The organism is Ferrovibrio terrae, assembly GCF_943371255.1.
Taxonomy (GTDB): domain Bacteria; phylum Pseudomonadota; class Alphaproteobacteria; order Ferrovibrionales; family Ferrovibrionaceae; genus Ferrovibrio; species Ferrovibrio terrae_B.
In genome coordinates, this window is record NZ_CALRUC010000118.1 from 1 (window position 1) to 13,801 (window position 13,801).

At 62.8% G+C, this 13,801-nt stretch carries 14 protein-coding genes; 13 read left to right on the forward strand and 1 reads right to left on the reverse strand.

What is annotated here, in order from left to right:
* Positions 1-384: 384 nt before the first annotated feature.
* Genes phnC through AAG799_RS19185 form a run of 5 tightly spaced genes read left to right on the forward strand, consistent with a single transcriptional unit; the run spans position 385 to position 4,814 of the window.
* Positions 385-1,233 carry a phosphonate ABC transporter ATP-binding protein gene (gene phnC / locus AAG799_RS19165; RefSeq protein ID WP_341898431.1) on the forward strand — a complete coding sequence of 283 codons (849 nt, stop codon included), beginning with the start codon at positions 385-387 and terminating at the stop codon, positions 1,231-1,233.
* A 32-nt stretch (positions 1,234-1,265) separates the two neighbouring features.
* Positions 1,266-2,090, forward strand: coding sequence for a phosphate/phosphite/phosphonate ABC transporter substrate-binding protein (gene phnD, locus AAG799_RS19170; RefSeq protein WP_341898450.1), 825 nt, complete (start codon positions 1,266-1,268; stop codon positions 2,088-2,090).
* A 9-nt stretch (positions 2,091-2,099) separates the two neighbouring features.
* The gene (phnE, locus tag AAG799_RS19175) at positions 2,100-2,915 is read left to right on the forward strand and encodes a phosphonate ABC transporter, permease protein PhnE (RefSeq protein ID WP_341898432.1); all 816 of its coding nucleotides are present in this window, start codon (positions 2,100-2,102) and stop codon (positions 2,913-2,915) included.
* Positions 2,916-2,925: 10 nt separating this feature from the next.
* Positions 2,926-3,924, forward strand: coding sequence for a phosphonate dehydrogenase (locus AAG799_RS19180; protein ID WP_341898433.1), 999 nt, complete (start codon positions 2,926-2,928; stop codon positions 3,922-3,924).
* A 2-nt stretch (positions 3,925-3,926) separates the two neighbouring features.
* Positions 3,927-4,814 carry a LysR family transcriptional regulator gene (locus AAG799_RS19185; RefSeq protein WP_341898435.1) on the forward strand — a complete coding sequence of 296 codons (888 nt, stop codon included), beginning with the start codon at positions 3,927-3,929 and terminating at the stop codon, positions 4,812-4,814.
* Here AAG799_RS19185 and AAG799_RS19190 read toward each other — a convergent pair.
* A complete protein-coding gene (locus AAG799_RS19190; protein ID WP_341898437.1) occupies positions 4,807-6,264 on the reverse strand; it encodes a CoA transferase in 1,458 nt (485 codons plus the stop codon). The two genes, AAG799_RS19185 and AAG799_RS19190, sit on opposite strands and share 8 nt — an antisense overlap.
* A 339-nt stretch (positions 6,265-6,603) precedes the next feature.
* Here AAG799_RS19190 and AAG799_RS19195 point away from each other — a divergent pair, with 339 nt between their 5' ends.
* The 8 genes from AAG799_RS19195 to AAG799_RS19230 all read left to right on the forward strand — a co-directional run bounded on the left by AAG799_RS19195 (position 6,604) and on the right by AAG799_RS19230 (position 13,638).
* Complete coding sequence (locus tag AAG799_RS19195) at positions 6,604-7,134, forward strand: hypothetical protein (RefSeq protein ID WP_341898439.1); 531 nt, start codon at positions 6,604-6,606, stop codon at positions 7,132-7,134.
* A 239-nt stretch (positions 7,135-7,373) separates the two neighbouring features.
* A complete protein-coding gene (locus AAG799_RS19200; RefSeq protein WP_341898440.1) occupies positions 7,374-8,363 on the forward strand; it encodes an ABC transporter substrate-binding protein in 990 nt (329 codons plus the stop codon).
* A 22-nt stretch (positions 8,364-8,385) separates the two neighbouring features.
* The gene (locus AAG799_RS19205; RefSeq protein WP_341898441.1) at positions 8,386-9,156 is read left to right on the forward strand and encodes an ABC transporter ATP-binding protein; all 771 of its coding nucleotides are present in this window, start codon (positions 8,386-8,388) and stop codon (positions 9,154-9,156) included.
* Positions 9,146-9,967: an ABC transporter permease gene (locus AAG799_RS19210; RefSeq protein WP_341898442.1), complete on the forward strand. Its 822-nt coding sequence runs from the start codon at positions 9,146-9,148 to the stop codon at positions 9,965-9,967. The genes AAG799_RS19205 and AAG799_RS19210 overlap by 11 nt, the downstream gene beginning before the upstream one ends.
* Positions 9,968-9,978: 11 nt before the next feature.
* On the forward strand, positions 9,979-11,514 hold the full coding sequence (locus tag AAG799_RS19215; RefSeq protein ID WP_341898444.1) for an amidohydrolase family protein: 1,536 nt from the start codon (positions 9,979-9,981) through the stop codon (positions 11,512-11,514).
* 75 nt (positions 11,515-11,589) lie between these two features.
* Positions 11,590-12,561 (forward strand): acetamidase/formamidase family protein, encoded by a 972-nt coding sequence (locus tag AAG799_RS19220; protein ID WP_341898446.1) that lies wholly within the window; start codon positions 11,590-11,592, stop codon positions 12,559-12,561.
* A gap of 236 nt (positions 12,562-12,797) precedes the next feature.
* Positions 12,798-13,139 carry an SPW repeat protein gene (locus AAG799_RS19225; protein ID WP_341898448.1) on the forward strand — a complete coding sequence of 114 codons (342 nt, stop codon included), beginning with the start codon at positions 12,798-12,800 and terminating at the stop codon, positions 13,137-13,139.
* Positions 13,140-13,296: 157 nt separating this feature from the next.
* On the forward strand, positions 13,297-13,638 hold the full coding sequence (locus tag AAG799_RS19230) for an SPW repeat protein (protein ID WP_341898451.1): 342 nt from the start codon (positions 13,297-13,299) through the stop codon (positions 13,636-13,638).
* Positions 13,639-13,801: the final 163 nt, after the last annotated feature.

Genomic DNA, 13,801 nt, shown 5'->3' on the forward strand with positions numbered 1-13,801 from the left:
AGCCGCTGGCGAAGAAGGTTTCCGGGTTGGCGGCATTGCCGGGGCCACCCAGTTCCTTGGGCATGGCCAGGGTCATGTCGATGATGCCGTCGGCCGAGGTGACCTTGCCGGAGCGGCCGCCGGTGGCGGTGGCAGAGGTGGTGTAGAGCGGGGTGATGGACATGAGAAACTCTCCTGTTGGGTGGCGAGGGGTGTCGGTTACAGGGAGAAATATAGCGGGCAATTAAATTGTGTACAAGTTAAATTGATGTGACAGGGATCACCGAATGAGTCTCGGGGCGCGCGTCACGAAACATTCATCAAGGAGTCACGGCTAAGTCACCGCGCGTATCTAGGTATTGCGAAATCCAATCGCAGGCCCCGCAGGATTATAAAAGGTGATTTATGGCGACCCAGTCTATCCGAGGCCAGCCGGTCCTTCGCCTGCAGAATGTGGGAGTTACCTATCCAGGTGGGGTCGTGGCGCTGCGGTCCGCCAGCATCGATTTCCACAAGGGTGAATTTGCTGTTCTGCTCGGCCTGTCCGGCGCCGGTAAATCCACGCTTCTGCGGACCCTGAACCTGCTGGTTCGTCCGACCACGGGCGACATTGTGTCTCCGGAATTCGGCCTGCTTGGCGCATCCGGTGCACTGCGTCAGCACCGCCGCAAAACGGCGCTCGTCTTCCAGCATCATCAGCTCATCGAACGCCATACTGCGCTGGCCAACGTGCTCACGGGGCGCCTGGGCTATCACGGCACGCTCCGCAGTTTCCTGCCGCTGCCACGGGCCGATATCGAGCTGGCTTTACATTGCCTGGAGCGCGTCGGGCTGGCCGACAAGGCCATGTCGCGTGTCGACCAGCTTTCCGGCGGTCAGAAACAGCGGGTGGGCATCGCCCGGGCCCTGGCCCAACAGCCCAGCATGATCCTGGCCGACGAGCCGGTAGCGAGCCTGGACCCGGCGACATCCGAGAAGGTGCTGGAGCTGCTGCGCAATATCTGTCGGGCCGACGGTATCACCGCGGTGGTCTCGCTCCACCAGCTGGAATATGCCCAGCGTTTCGCCGACCGCGTCGTTGGCATCGCCAACACCCGGATTGTCTTCGATGGCACGCCGGCAGACCTCAGCAGCGGCACGCTGGCCGAAATCTATGCCGGCCACCTGAAGCCGTCAGCGGCCGCCATCGTCAAACCCGTTGTCCATACTGCCACCAGCCCAGCTTTAATCCCGGAAATGGAGATGTCCGCATGAACCGCTTGTTAAAACTCGCTCTTGCCGCGGCCATGGCCGTTGGCCTGACCGCGCCGGTCCTGGCCGCCGAGGCCAACCCGGATACCCTGAAAGTGGCCCTGCTGCCGGATGAGAATGCTTCCGAACTCATCAAGAGGAACCAGCCACTCAAAGACCTTCTGGAAAAGGAGCTGGGCAAGAAAATCCAGCTCGTGGTCACCACCGATTATTCCTCGATGATTGAGGCCATGCGCTTCGGTCGTATCGATCTCGCCTATTTCGGCCCGCTGTCCTATGTGCTGGCCAAGACCAAGGCCAATATCGAGCCGTTCGCCGCCATGACCCAGGACGGCAAGCCGACCTATCGTTCGGTCGTGATTGCCAATGCGAATTCGGGTGTCAATTCGCTTGCCGATATCAAGGGCAAGAAGATGGCCTACGGCGACCGGGCCTCGACCTCCAGCCACCTGATTCCGAAGACCGTTCTGGCGGAAGCTGGTCTGGTTCAGGACAAGGATTACAGCCAGCACTTCGTCGGCACGCATGACGCGGTCGCGGTGAATGTCGCCAACGGCAATGCCGATGCGGGCGGATTGTCGGAAGTCATCTGGAAAGCGGTGACCGAGCGCAAGCTGGTCGACGCCAGCAAGGTCAAGGTGCTGGGCTACAGCAAGGAGTATCCGCAATACCCCTGGACGATGCGTTCCGACCTTGATGGCAAGCTCAAGGACAAAATCCGCTCGACTTTCGTGAACATGAAGGATTCGGCCGTCCTGAAGAACTTCAAGGCTGATGGCTTCGCCCCGATCACGGACAAGGAATATGACGTCATCCGTGACATGGGCAAGCTGCTGAAACTAGACTTCGCGACGATGTGAGTGAGTGACATGACCGACGCCACGGCGATTGCTTTTACAAAAGCCCAGGTTCTGGACGCCTACGGGAAGTCCTGGAAACGACAGGCGATGCAAATCGCCGTGGTGGCGGTCATTGTTCTCACTGCAGCCTGGTATGTCGGCCTTCTGGATGTCGGAACCCTGGTCAATGGCATTCCCGCCATCCTGACACTGGCCGGCGAGTCCATGCCGCCCGATTTCACCAACGCCCAGAGCTGGGTGAAGCCGTTGGTCGATACGCTGGCGATGAGCGTTGCGGGTACCGCGGTCGCAGTTCTGCTGTCCTTTCCCTTGGCCTTCCTGGCAGCGCGCAACACGGCGCCGCATCCCACCATCTTCCATGCGGCGCGCACATTGCTGAATGCGCTTCGCTCGGTCCCTGAACTCATCATGGGCATCATTTTCGTGGCCGCCGTCGGCTTCGGTGCGCTGCCCGGTGTTCTGGCGCTCGGCCTGCACAGCGTCGGCATGGTCGGAAAGTTCTTTGCGGAAGCGATCGAGCATGTGGATGAGGCTCCCGTGGAGGCCGCCCGCGCGGCGGGCGCCACGCCGCTACAGGTTCTGTTCCACGCGGTGCTGCCGCAGGTGCTGCCCCAGTTCGCCGATGTCTCGATTTATCGCTGGGAATACAATTTCCGTGCCTCCACCGTAATGGGCATGGTCGGTGCGGGTGGTATCGGCTTCGAGCTGATGGGGTCGCTGCGCATCATGCAGTACCAGGAAGTCAGTGCCATCCTGCTGGTTATCCTGGTCATGGTGACGATCGTTGATGGCCTGAGCGGCCATCTCCGCAAGAAATTCAAGTAAGGGTGCGCCTGTGAAGCCTCGCGTTGTCCTGACCCATAAGGTTCATCAGGAAGTCCTCGAATACCTCGGTCGCGATTGCGATCTGGTCACCAACCAGACGCCGGATACGGCAGCAGCAGGCGAAGTGATGGCCCGTAATGCGCAGGCCGACGCCATGATGGCGTTCATGCCGGACCGGGTAGACGCGGCGTTCTTGTCGGCCTGCCCGAAGCTGAAGATCATCGGCGCCGCGCTGAAAGGCTATGACAATTTCGATGTCGACGCCTGCACGGGCCACGGCGTCTGGTTGAGCTTTGTGCCCGACCTGCTGACCGTGCCGACAGCCGAGCTGGCGATCGGACTGACAATCGGACTGACCCGGAAAATCCTCGAAGCCGATTCCCGTGTCCGTTCTGGAAAATTCCAGGGCTGGCGTCCCGAACTTTACGGCCTTGGCATCGAAGGCTCGACAATCGGCATTGTTGGCATGGGGGCGATCGGCCAGGCCATGGCGGCGCGTTTCAAGGGGTGGGGCGCCCATGTGGTCTACACAGACCGTACTCAGGCTCCGGGCAATGTTGAAACCATGCTGGAGATCGGCTGGACGGATCTCACCGCTCTACTCCAGCAGTCCGATATCGTCATTCTGGCGCTGCCGCTGACCCCACAAACCATTCACCTCATCAATGCCGGTCGGCTGGCACAGATGAAGCCCGGCGCTTTCCTGGTCAATCCTTGCCGTGGTTCCGTGGTCAACGAAGCCGATGTCCTGATGGCCTTGCAGTCAGGCCATCTCGCTGGCTACGCAGCCGATGTCTTCGAGCTTGAGGACTGGGCCAGGGCGGACCGGCCACGCGAGATTGCGCCGGAACTGCTGGCGCATCCCCATACGCTCTTCAGCCCGCATATCGGCTCTGCTGTCCAGAAGGTGCGGCTCGCCATTGAGATGCGGGCAGCGGAAAACATCCTGCAGGCCTTGTCAGGCCAGCGGCCGATGGATGCCGTCAACGATCCGCGGCAGGCGGCTTGACCATGCTGAATCTGGTGTGGGTCCAGACTTTTCTGGCCTTGATCGAACAGAAGAGTTTTCAGGGGACGGCGGAAAAGCTTGGCATTGCGCAGCCTACAGCGACCCTGCATATCCAGAAGCTGGAAGAGCAACTCGGTAAACCACTGTTTCTTCGGTCACGCACGGGATGCGAGCCGACGCGGGATGCCTTGAACTTCCTGCCCTATGCCCAGAGTATCCTGAGGGTCAATGACCGGGCGCTCGCGGCAGTATCGGGAGACCACCTGCGTATTGGTGCCAGTTCGAATGTCGGCATCTACCTGTTGCAGCCGCATATCCGTTCCTACCTGCAGACGCACGGTGACAAGGCCTATGACATTGTTATCGACCGCAACCCTGCTATCGCCCAGAAGCTGGAGAACAGCGAGATCGATGTGGCGGTGATGGAATGGTGGGACAACCGAGATGGCTGTCATGCGCAGTATTGGAAAAGCGAACCGGTTGTGGTCATCGTGCCGCCCGACCATGCGCTGGGCTACCAAGCCCATATCTCACGCGATGAATTAAGCCGGCACGACCTCCTCGGCGGAGAACCGGGTACCGGCACCGGCCGGATGCTGGCCCGCTATTTCGGCGGCTCTGTACCAATGCCTCGGGTTGCGATGCAATTGGGCAGCACCGAAGCCGTGAAACAGGCCGTCAAAGCCGGTTTGGGGATTTCGCTGGTGCTGGCATCGGCAGTGGCAGATGAGGTGAAGGCAGGGAGCTTGCGCGCTATCCCGTTCGTGGCACCGCCGCTGGAGAAAGAACTCTATGTGGCCTGGCGCAGTGGACTGCCGGGCATGCACGCGCCAGCCTTCGTGCAGCATTTGTTGTCCGGGGCAGATTTGGCGGTTGCCCAGTTCAGTTGACTGGCCGTCCCAGCCACTCCGCCCGGTCGTTGCCCAGTTTCGGCGTCGGGCGTGACCAGCGGCAGGGTGTGTCTGACATCCGCAGCACCGGGCCGAGGGTCTTCAGGTCGCCGTAAGCCGTGTTATCGACACAGACCGCGAGGGCGTCGAACTCCGCGGGCGTGAGCTGTCCCGGCGCAGCATGGAAATTGTCGATCAGCCCCTGGCGCTGGAACAGCATGGCGGCCTGGCAGAGCGACACCTGCACGCGATAGCTGCCGCCCTCGCGCGCGCGCCGCGCCAGCGCCAGCAGGGCGCCGAAGGTGCCGAGGAAACCGGTGAGGAAATCGCACATCGGCACGGGTGTGAGTTTCGGCTGCCCGGCCGCCGTTGCCTCGCCCTGCGTGTGGCAGATGCCGGTGATCGCCTGGGCGATCTGGTCCCAGCCGGCGCGGTCGGCGAGCGGTCCGCCGGAGCCGAAACAGTTGACGCTGACATGGATCAGCCCCGGGCGCAGGGCGATCAGCTCGTCGACGCCGAAACCATGCGCCGCCAGCCGGCCGGGGCGGTAGCCGTCGACCAGCACATCGGCCTCCCGCACCAGTGCTCGGAACGTCGCGGCGTCCTCGGCGCGCTTGATGTCGAGGAAGCAGCTGCGCTTGCCATGGCTGGTATCGCGCACGAAGGAGGGCACCTGCGGCAGGTCGGGTGCCGTCACCATCAGCACATCCGCACCATGTTCGGCCAGCCCCAGACTGGTGGTGGGGCCGGCGAGGATGCGCGTCAGATCGAGCACGCGTATGCCGGACAGCGGCTGATCGCCACCGGCGGGCAACGGCTCCGGTGCGCTGCCGGCAATCCGGGTGATCTCGACCACGGGGCGGGATGCCAGATAGGCGCCCTGGGGATGCGCCAGCCATTCCTGCGGCGTGAGAACCTTGGCCGCACAGGCATTGGCGGCCGCGATCGCCTGGTCCAGGTCGTCAGCGTTCCAGCGCGCCACGGCGGCCTTGATGGACTCGACCGTGTTGTCGCAGTCCAGCACATCGAACACGCGGCGCTGCAGATGCGGCAGGTTGGTATGCGGCAGCACCCAGCGCCCGTCGGCAGCCTGCCAGGGCTGTGTCATCGCCACCATATGCTTGAGCGCGGGGGCGACCGGAACCGGCTGGTACTGCCCGCTCGCATCGCGCAGCAACGTCACTTCGCGTCCGTACAGCGAGGTCATCGCCGCGGCGCGGGCATCGACGGCGATTTTCTGCCGCTTTCCGGTACGCAATGCCCAGAGGTCGTTGGCCGCCACGCCGCGGGCGGCCAACGCCATCGCCAGCGTCTCGCCGATGCGGAACGGCGTTCGGAACAACGGGTCGCTGCCGGTCATCGTGACTTCCCCGGCATCGAGCGCGCTGCCGGCGCGGATCGCCATCAGTTCGGCGAAGGCGCCGGATAAGCTTTGCTCTGCAGATGTCATGTGCGGCGCCTGTTTGTGCTGCTGAATCGATTTCTCAAATATTGGCCTGCAGTGCATCGGGGTTTTTCTCATTGTGGACAATATGATGCAGGTGGAATCCAAGCTGTGAGCCAGCCTAGAGAGTGGCCCGTCATGGCTGAAATAGTTTGACCCGATGCCAGCCATCTGAATGGGAGATAACGCTGCAGAGTGTGGTTTGACTGCTATGAGAAGACAGGGCGGGCGAGCTGCAAGTTTATGTAATGGCAGTGATTTCCGATCCTCGCGCGACGGGTGTCGGCGGTGGCATTATCAATATGTAACTCTTTGCCGGGGCCGGCGATCCGCTAAACCGGTGCCATGACACCCGCCCTCAAGCCGCTGGACCTGTGCCAGCGGAACATCGCTGCGTTACGAGACTGCCTGCCCAAGGTGCAATCACCGCGGCTGGCCGATTTCATCCGCTACATGCTGTCGATCCATCCGCCCGGCCGGCTGCCGCGGCGGCAGAATTTCGATCCGATGGAAATTCCCTCGCTGCTGTCCGGCGTGGTGCTGGTCACGGTGCATCGCGAGGTGGACCGCACCCGCTTCAAGATGAAGGTGGTAGGGCAGGATGTGATCGATGCGTCCCCGGTCACGATCGGACACCGCTACCTCGACGAGATCGTCGCCGAATTGCCGGCGGCCTCCATCATCATCGATACGCGACAGAAAGTGCTGGAAACCGGCCATGCCTATCTGCGGCAGGGGCCGCCGACCATGCCCTTCACCTTCAAGATGACGGTGCTGGAATATATCCATTGTCCGTTGGCTGAGGATGGCGAAACCATCGACCAGATCGTGTCCTTCTTCAGCTATCGCGGCCACAAGGGCGCGCCTGCCGGCTGACCTGCGTCAGCCGGCGCACGTAATCTGTGCAGATTGTAGGGTTTCTGCAAAGATGATGGGCAGATTCCGGCAGCTGTGCCTGCACCCATAACGGCAGATTAAGGGCAAGGCGCAAATCGGCATACGACATCCCTGACATGCTCGGTCACCCTTGATGGTGAAACCGGCGATCCCTGCGCGGTCCTCTCTGATCGCAAACAGTCATCGACGGCGACATCGGTAACCAAGGGGAATCGACAATGATCACGCATACGATGCAGAAGGTGCTTTGTGCGGCTGCGCTGATTGCGCTGCCGTTTTCAGCCACGGCAGCCGACAAGGTCCGTTTCCAGACAGATTGGCTTCCGTCCGGCGAACACGCGATGTTCTACGGCGGCTGGCAGAAGGGCATTTACGCTGCCGAAGGCATCGACGTCACCATCACGCGCGGCTATGGCTCGGGCGATACGGTGACCAAGCTGGCCGGCGGCGCCGCCGATTTCGGCATTGCCGATCTGGGGGCCGTGCTGACCGCGCGGGCGCGGGCGAATGTCCCGGTCAAGGCCATTGCCATCAACTACCAGTTTTCACCGCATTCGCTGTTCGTGCTGAAAAGCTCCGGGATCACCAATTTCAAGCAGATCCAGGGCAAGAAGGTCAGCACCACGCCCGGCAATTCGCACCAGCTGTATTTCCCCAAAGTGGCGGAACTGGCGGGCGCCGATCCGAGCAAGATCACCTGGGTGAACATGGATGGTGCGGCGATGGCCGCGCAACTCATCGCCAAGAATATCGATGCGGCGCCGTTCTATTCGATCCACCACTATTACCAGAACAAGGCTGCCGTGGCGGCCAAGGAAGAGATCGTCGTGCTGCCGTTCGTGGAGACCGGCTTTGCCATCTATGCGGCGACCGTGATCGCAACCGACAAGATGATTGCCGAGAAACCGGATCTGACCAAGCGGTTCCTGCTGGCGACGCGCAAGGCCTATGAATGGGCCAATGCCAATCCCGAAGAGGCCTGCAAGGCGCATGTCGAGAAGATTCCGGAAGTGGCGCTGGATGACTGTATCGGCAGCGTGAAGGCGACCACCAAGTTCGTCTTCGCTGACTACAACAAGGCCACCGGCTACGGCAAGGAAACCGCCGAACGCCTGAACTTCACCTGGCAGGTGGTGGCGGAGTCGCAGAATCTGGACAAGTCCTGGAATCCGGCCCAGGCGGTGGATACCAGCCTTCTGAGCAAGTGACGCATCCAGCGGGGGACCGGTCGTGATCACTATTGACCGCGCATCCAAGGTGTTCCTGACGCGCGACGGTGAAGACATCGTCGCGCTGAAGGATGCCTCGCTCACCATCGGCGACTGCGAGTTCATCGCCCTGGTCGGTCCCTCGGGCTGCGGCAAATCCACCTTGCTCCGCCTGATCGGCGGCCTGCTGCCGCTCAGCAACGGAACCATCACCATCGACGGCGCCATGGTCACCGGGCCGCGCGAAGACACCGGCATCGTGTTCCAGGCACCAACCCTGCTGCCCTGGGCCACGATCAAGGACAATGTGCTGTTTCCGCTCAGCCTGATGGGCAAGCTGCGGCCCGACAGCAAGGCCAAGGCGAGCCAGCTGCTTGACATGGTCGGTCTCGGCGGGTTCGAGCAGAAATATCCCCGCGAACTCTCTGGCGGCATGCAGCAGCGCGCCGCCATCTGCCGGGCGCTGCTGCATGATCCCTCCGTGCTGCTGATGGACGAACCCTTCGGCGCGCTGGATGCCCTGACGCGGGAAGAGCTGACTCTGGAACTGCTGCGGATCTGGACCGAGCGGCCGAAGACCATTGTGTTCGTGACCCATTCGATTCCCGAAGCGGTACTGCTGGCCGACCGTGTGGTGGTGATGTCGCCGCGCCCGGGCCAGATCGTCGAGATCATCGATGTGCCGCTGTCGCGGCCGCGCAGCTTCGACCAGGAAGGCAGCGAGGCCTTCCAGGGCTGCGCCCGCCGCATCCGCGAACTGATTTTTGGCCGGAGGGGCGCCCGTGCAGCCTGACGCCATCGTCTTGCCGACGCCGGCACCGCGCCGGAAAAAAGCGGCGCTGTGGCGTCGCACCCAGGAATTCTGGCTGCCGCTTGTTGTGCTCGCGCTGCTCGTCCTGGCCTGGGAAATCGCCTGCCGGGCCTTTGGCGTCCCGGCCTTTCTGCTGCCCAGCCCCAGTGCGATCTGGGGCGAAACCTGGGCCATGCGCATGCAGGTGCTCACCCATGCCGGCGCCACCCTGACAACCGTTATGGTCGGTTTCCTGGTGTCGGTGATCATCAGCCTGCCGCTGGCCGTGGCGCTGACATCCTCGCGGATGATCGCCAATGCGATCTATCCGATCCTGATCCTGACCCAGTCGATTCCGAAGGTGGCGCTGGCGCCGATCCTGGTGGTCGTACTGGGCGCCAACGAACTGCCGCGCATCGTCATCACCTTCCTGGTCGCCTTTTTCCCGCTGGTGCTGTCCTGCGCCGCCGGCCTGCTGGCGGTGCCGCCGGAACTGCTGGAGCTGGGGCGGGCCTGCAAGGCCAGCCGGTGGCAGGAACTGGTGCGCATCCGGCTGCCCTTTGCCATGCCGATCGTGTTCAGCGGGCTGAAGGCGGCGATTGCCCTGGCGGTGGTGGGGGCCGTGGTGGCGGAATTCGTCAATGCGGATCGCGGCCTGGGTTACCTGATCGTCAGTGCGACGGCATTTTTCAAGGTGCCACTGGCCTGGGGTGCGCTTATCCTGCTGTCCTTCATGGGCATCGTGCTGTTCCAGATTGTCGTCGCCATCGAACGCATTCTGGTGCCCTGGTCGAACGATAACGGAAAACAGTGAGGAAAGCCGGCATGGCAAAGCGCAAGACGATCATCCGCGGCGGTAAAATCGTCAACATCGCCAAGCATCGCGCCGATGCGGCCGATATCCTGATCGCCGGCGACACCATTGTTGAAATCGGCAAGCCCGGCATGGCGGCGCCGGCCGATGCCATTGTGATCGATGCGCGGCGCCGCCTACTGCATCCCGGCCTGATCAATGCTCATACGCATGGCCATGGCAACCTCGCCAAGGGCATGGGTGATCGCTGGACGCTGGAACTGCTACTCACCGCCGGACCGGCGATCAGCGGCAACCGCACGCTGGACGACAAGTATCTCACCACGCTGATCGGCGCTGCCGAAGGCCTGCTGAAAGGCTGCACGGCGGTTTACGATCTCACCGTTGAATTCCCCATGCCCTCGGTGGAAGGCCTGCAGGCCTGCGCCCAGGCCTATGCCGATGCCGGCATGCGCGCCGTGGTCGCCCCGATGGTGGCCGACCGCACCTTCTTCGAGGCGGTGCCGGGCCTGATGGAGCGCCTGACGCCCGGCCTGCAGAAGGATGTCGAACGGCTGCGGCTCGCGCCCTATAAGACCAGCGTGAAGGCGATCCGCAAGGCGCTGAAGGCTTGGAATTACGATCACGATCTGGTGCGGCCCGCGGTTGCCCCCACCATTCCGCATCATTGCTCGGACGAATTCATTGCCGACTGCGTGCGGATCGCCCGCGACTTCGATGTCGCCATGCACAGCCATGTTTCGGAATCCAAGCTGCAGGTCATTGCCGGCTACAAGCGCTATGGCAAGTCGCTGACCAGTCATATGGACGACATGGGCGCGGTTGGTCCGAACTTCACCGTGGCGCATGGCGTGTGGCTGGATGACGACGACATGAAGCGGCTGGGCGACAAGGGGGCCTCGGTGGCGCACAACCCCGGCAGCAACATGCGGCTGGGCAGCGGCCTGGCCGATGTGATCGGCATGCTGCGCCGCAAGGTCAACCTGGGCATCGGCACCGATGGCGCCAACTGCTCGGATAACCAGAATATGTATGAATCGATGCGACTGGCCTCGATGGTGTCGAAGGTGCGCGGCCCCGATATCGCCGACTGGCTCACCACCGACCAGATCCTGGAGGCGGCGACCGTCGGCAGTGCCAAGGCGCTGGGCTTCGAGGGAAAGCTGGGGCGGATCGAGAAGGGCTACAAGGCCGATATTGTTTTCCTCGATCTCGACAGCATCAACTGGATTCCGTTCAACGATCCGGTCAACCAGCTGGTGCATACCGAGGATGGCACATCGGTCGATGCCGTCATGGTCGGCGGCAAGATGGTGGTGGAGAATCGCAAGCTGGTGAATGTCGATCTGGCCAAGCTGGCAAAGCAGGCCGAGACCGCGCGGGCCCGGCTGGAGGCGATCAACAAGCCCAACCGCCTGCTGTACGATAAGCTGGAAAAGACCGTTGCCAGCTATTGCAGTGGCCTGTGCAAGGAGCCGCTGCATATCCATCGCTACGGCGCGCCGCTCGGCAGCCACAGCCATGGCCACAAGCACAAGCATCACTGAGATCGCCAGTAGGCAGCCGGAGCGGTGATCGGTTAGGCTGCGGTCAGCCATAAACCCAGACGGCAGACCCGCAGCATGACCGATCACCGGCTTGAACCGACCCCCGATACCGTTCACTGGGGCTTCTTCGATGCCACCTTGCAGCCGGTGCTCACCGTGGCATCGGGCGCCAGCGTCACCATCCGCACCGTCTCGGGCGGCGCCGATGTGATTCCGCCCGCCAGCGCTGGTCTGGCCGTGTTACCCGAACACCGCACCATCGTTGAAACCCTCAAGCCCGTGCTGCCCGGCCATATCCTGACCGGGCCGGTGGCAATCGAAGGCGCGATGCCGGGCGATGTGCTGGAGGTGCGGATCGAGGATGTGCGGCTGATCCAGGACTGGGGCTGGAATGCCAACCGGCCGCTGCGCGGCAGCCTGCCACATCGCTTTCCCGAAGGCCGGCTGCTGCAGATTCCGATCAACCGCAATGCGATGACGGCAACATGCCCCTGGGGCTCGGTGGTGCCGCTGCGGCCGTTCTTCGGTGTGATGGGTGTGTCGCCGCGACCATCCTATGGCCGGGTTTCCACCATCGAGCCGCGCGAATACGGCGGCAATATCGACAATCGCGAACTGATCGCCGGCACCAGGCTGTTCCTGCCGGTCTTCGTGCCCGGCGCGCTGTTCTCCACCGGTGACGGCCATGCCTGCCAGGGCGATGGCGAGGTCAATCTCACCGCGCTGGAAACCGCACTGGAAGGCGACTTCACTTTTGTGCTGCACAAGGGCCGCAGCCTGCCGCGACCGCGCGCGGTGACGCCGACGCATCTGATCACCATGGCCTTTGACCCCGACTTGGACGATGCGGCGACGCGGGCGCTGGAAGACATGATCGACCTGCTCGGCGCCGTGGCCGGCCTGGCCGCGAATGATGCCTATGCGCTCTGCAGCCTGGCCTGCGACCTGCACATCACCCAACTGGTGGATGGCAACAAGGGCGTTCATGCGATGCTGCCCTTCGACGTACTGCCGCAGGTAGAACAGTCTGCCATTGCCGGGTTCTAGGCGGGCGGGCGGCCTCCCTCGGGCGGCTTAAAAAAGCCACACTGCGGGACCAGCCTACTGGTCGGCCGTGCTGTGCGGCCCTATCTGATTTAGTGAGCCGTGCGCGATGCACGGGGGAAGCAGCCGTCGCACGGCCTTTTCAGCGGGATGACCGGCGCAAGCGGGCGCCATCCCGGAGGAGGAACGTCATGGCTCATGTCACGCATCATCATTCATCCGGACATCCGGAGCCCAGGGTGAAAACACGCCGCTGGCAGGACTGGACCAACATGGTGCTCGGTCTGCTGCTGGCGGTATCGCCCTGGTTGCTTCAGTTCACCGGCCTGGATGCGGCGACGCTCAATGCCGTCATCATCGGCGGCCTGATCTTTGCGCTGTCGGCGCTCGCGCTGACCCTGCTCGATCGCTGGGAAGCCTATATCAACGGCCTGCTCGGCCTGTGGGCGGTGCTGTCGCCCTGGCTGATCGGCTTCACCAGCTACGATATGGCGCTGATCGCCCATATCGGGCTTGGTGCCGGCGTGGTGGTGGTTGCCGCGATCGAGATATGGCAGGTCGGCAGTCCCGACGCCGTTTGATCTGTCTGTAGATTGGCGCGGCGCAGGCCGCGACCCCAGCGATTAGAACAGATTTGCATTTGCTCAAGCAGCGAGACTGCAACGCCGTGCGCAAGCCGGCAGGAGGTGTGTCATGCTGAAACCGTTCCTCTATCGCCATTAGCAGGACTGGGCCGATCTGCTGCTCGGACTTGCGGTGCTGGCATCGCCATGGCTGCTGGCTTTCAGCGAGGTGCCGGCGCCAACCTGGAACGCGGTGATCGTCGGCAGCGCCATCGTGATGCTCTCGGCCTTTGCCATCGCCCGGCTGGAGCCATGGGAAGAGTGGCTCAATATCGGTCTCGGCCTGTGGCTGATCGTGTCGAGCTGGGTGCTGGATTACGGCGCCGCCCATCAGGCGATTGCCAGTCATGTCAGCATCGGCCTGCTGATCACCCTGCTGGCGGCTTCGGAGCTTTGGGAGGAGAGCCAGGGCAGGGCGACCGCCGAAGCGGGACAGCAGGAACTGAAGCTGCCCTGATCGCAGTCTGTTGAAATGAAAACGGCCCGGGTGTCTCCCGGGCCGCAATCTTCATCCAGGCTGCTGCCGTTTTACTGGCAGGACAGGCACTCGTCGTAATCGACGGCTTCGCGCGGACCGCCGGCAGCGGTGGCCGCCGCCATGGCAACCAGCGGCAGTTCCG

Bases quoted from the DNA above. Each gene is read 5' to 3' on its own strand.
- phnC (WP_341898431.1), top strand. From the start codon at position 385: ATGGCGACCCAGTCTATCCGAGGCCAGCCGGTCCTTCGCCTGCAGAAT.
- phnD (WP_341898450.1), top strand. From the start codon at position 1,266: ATGGCCGTTGGCCTGACCGCGCCGGTCCTGGCCGCCGAGGCCAACCCG.
- phnE (WP_341898432.1), top strand. From the start codon at position 2,100: ATGACCGACGCCACGGCGATTGCTTTTACAAAAGCCCAGGTTCTGGAC.
- AAG799_RS19185 (WP_341898435.1), top strand. From the start codon at position 3,927: ATGCTGAATCTGGTGTGGGTCCAGACTTTTCTGGCCTTGATCGAACAG.
- AAG799_RS19190 (WP_341898437.1), bottom strand. From the start codon at position 6,264: ATGACATCTGCAGAGCAAAGCTTATCCGGCGCCTTCGCCGAACTGATG.
- AAG799_RS19195 (WP_341898439.1), top strand. From the start codon at position 6,604: ATGACACCCGCCCTCAAGCCGCTGGACCTGTGCCAGCGGAACATCGCT.
- AAG799_RS19200 (WP_341898440.1), top strand. From the start codon at position 7,374: ATGATCACGCATACGATGCAGAAGGTGCTTTGTGCGGCTGCGCTGATT.
- AAG799_RS19215 (WP_341898444.1), top strand. From the start codon at position 9,979: ATGGCAAAGCGCAAGACGATCATCCGCGGCGGTAAAATCGTCAACATC.
- AAG799_RS19220 (WP_341898446.1), top strand. From the start codon at position 11,590: ATGACCGATCACCGGCTTGAACCGACCCCCGATACCGTTCACTGGGGC.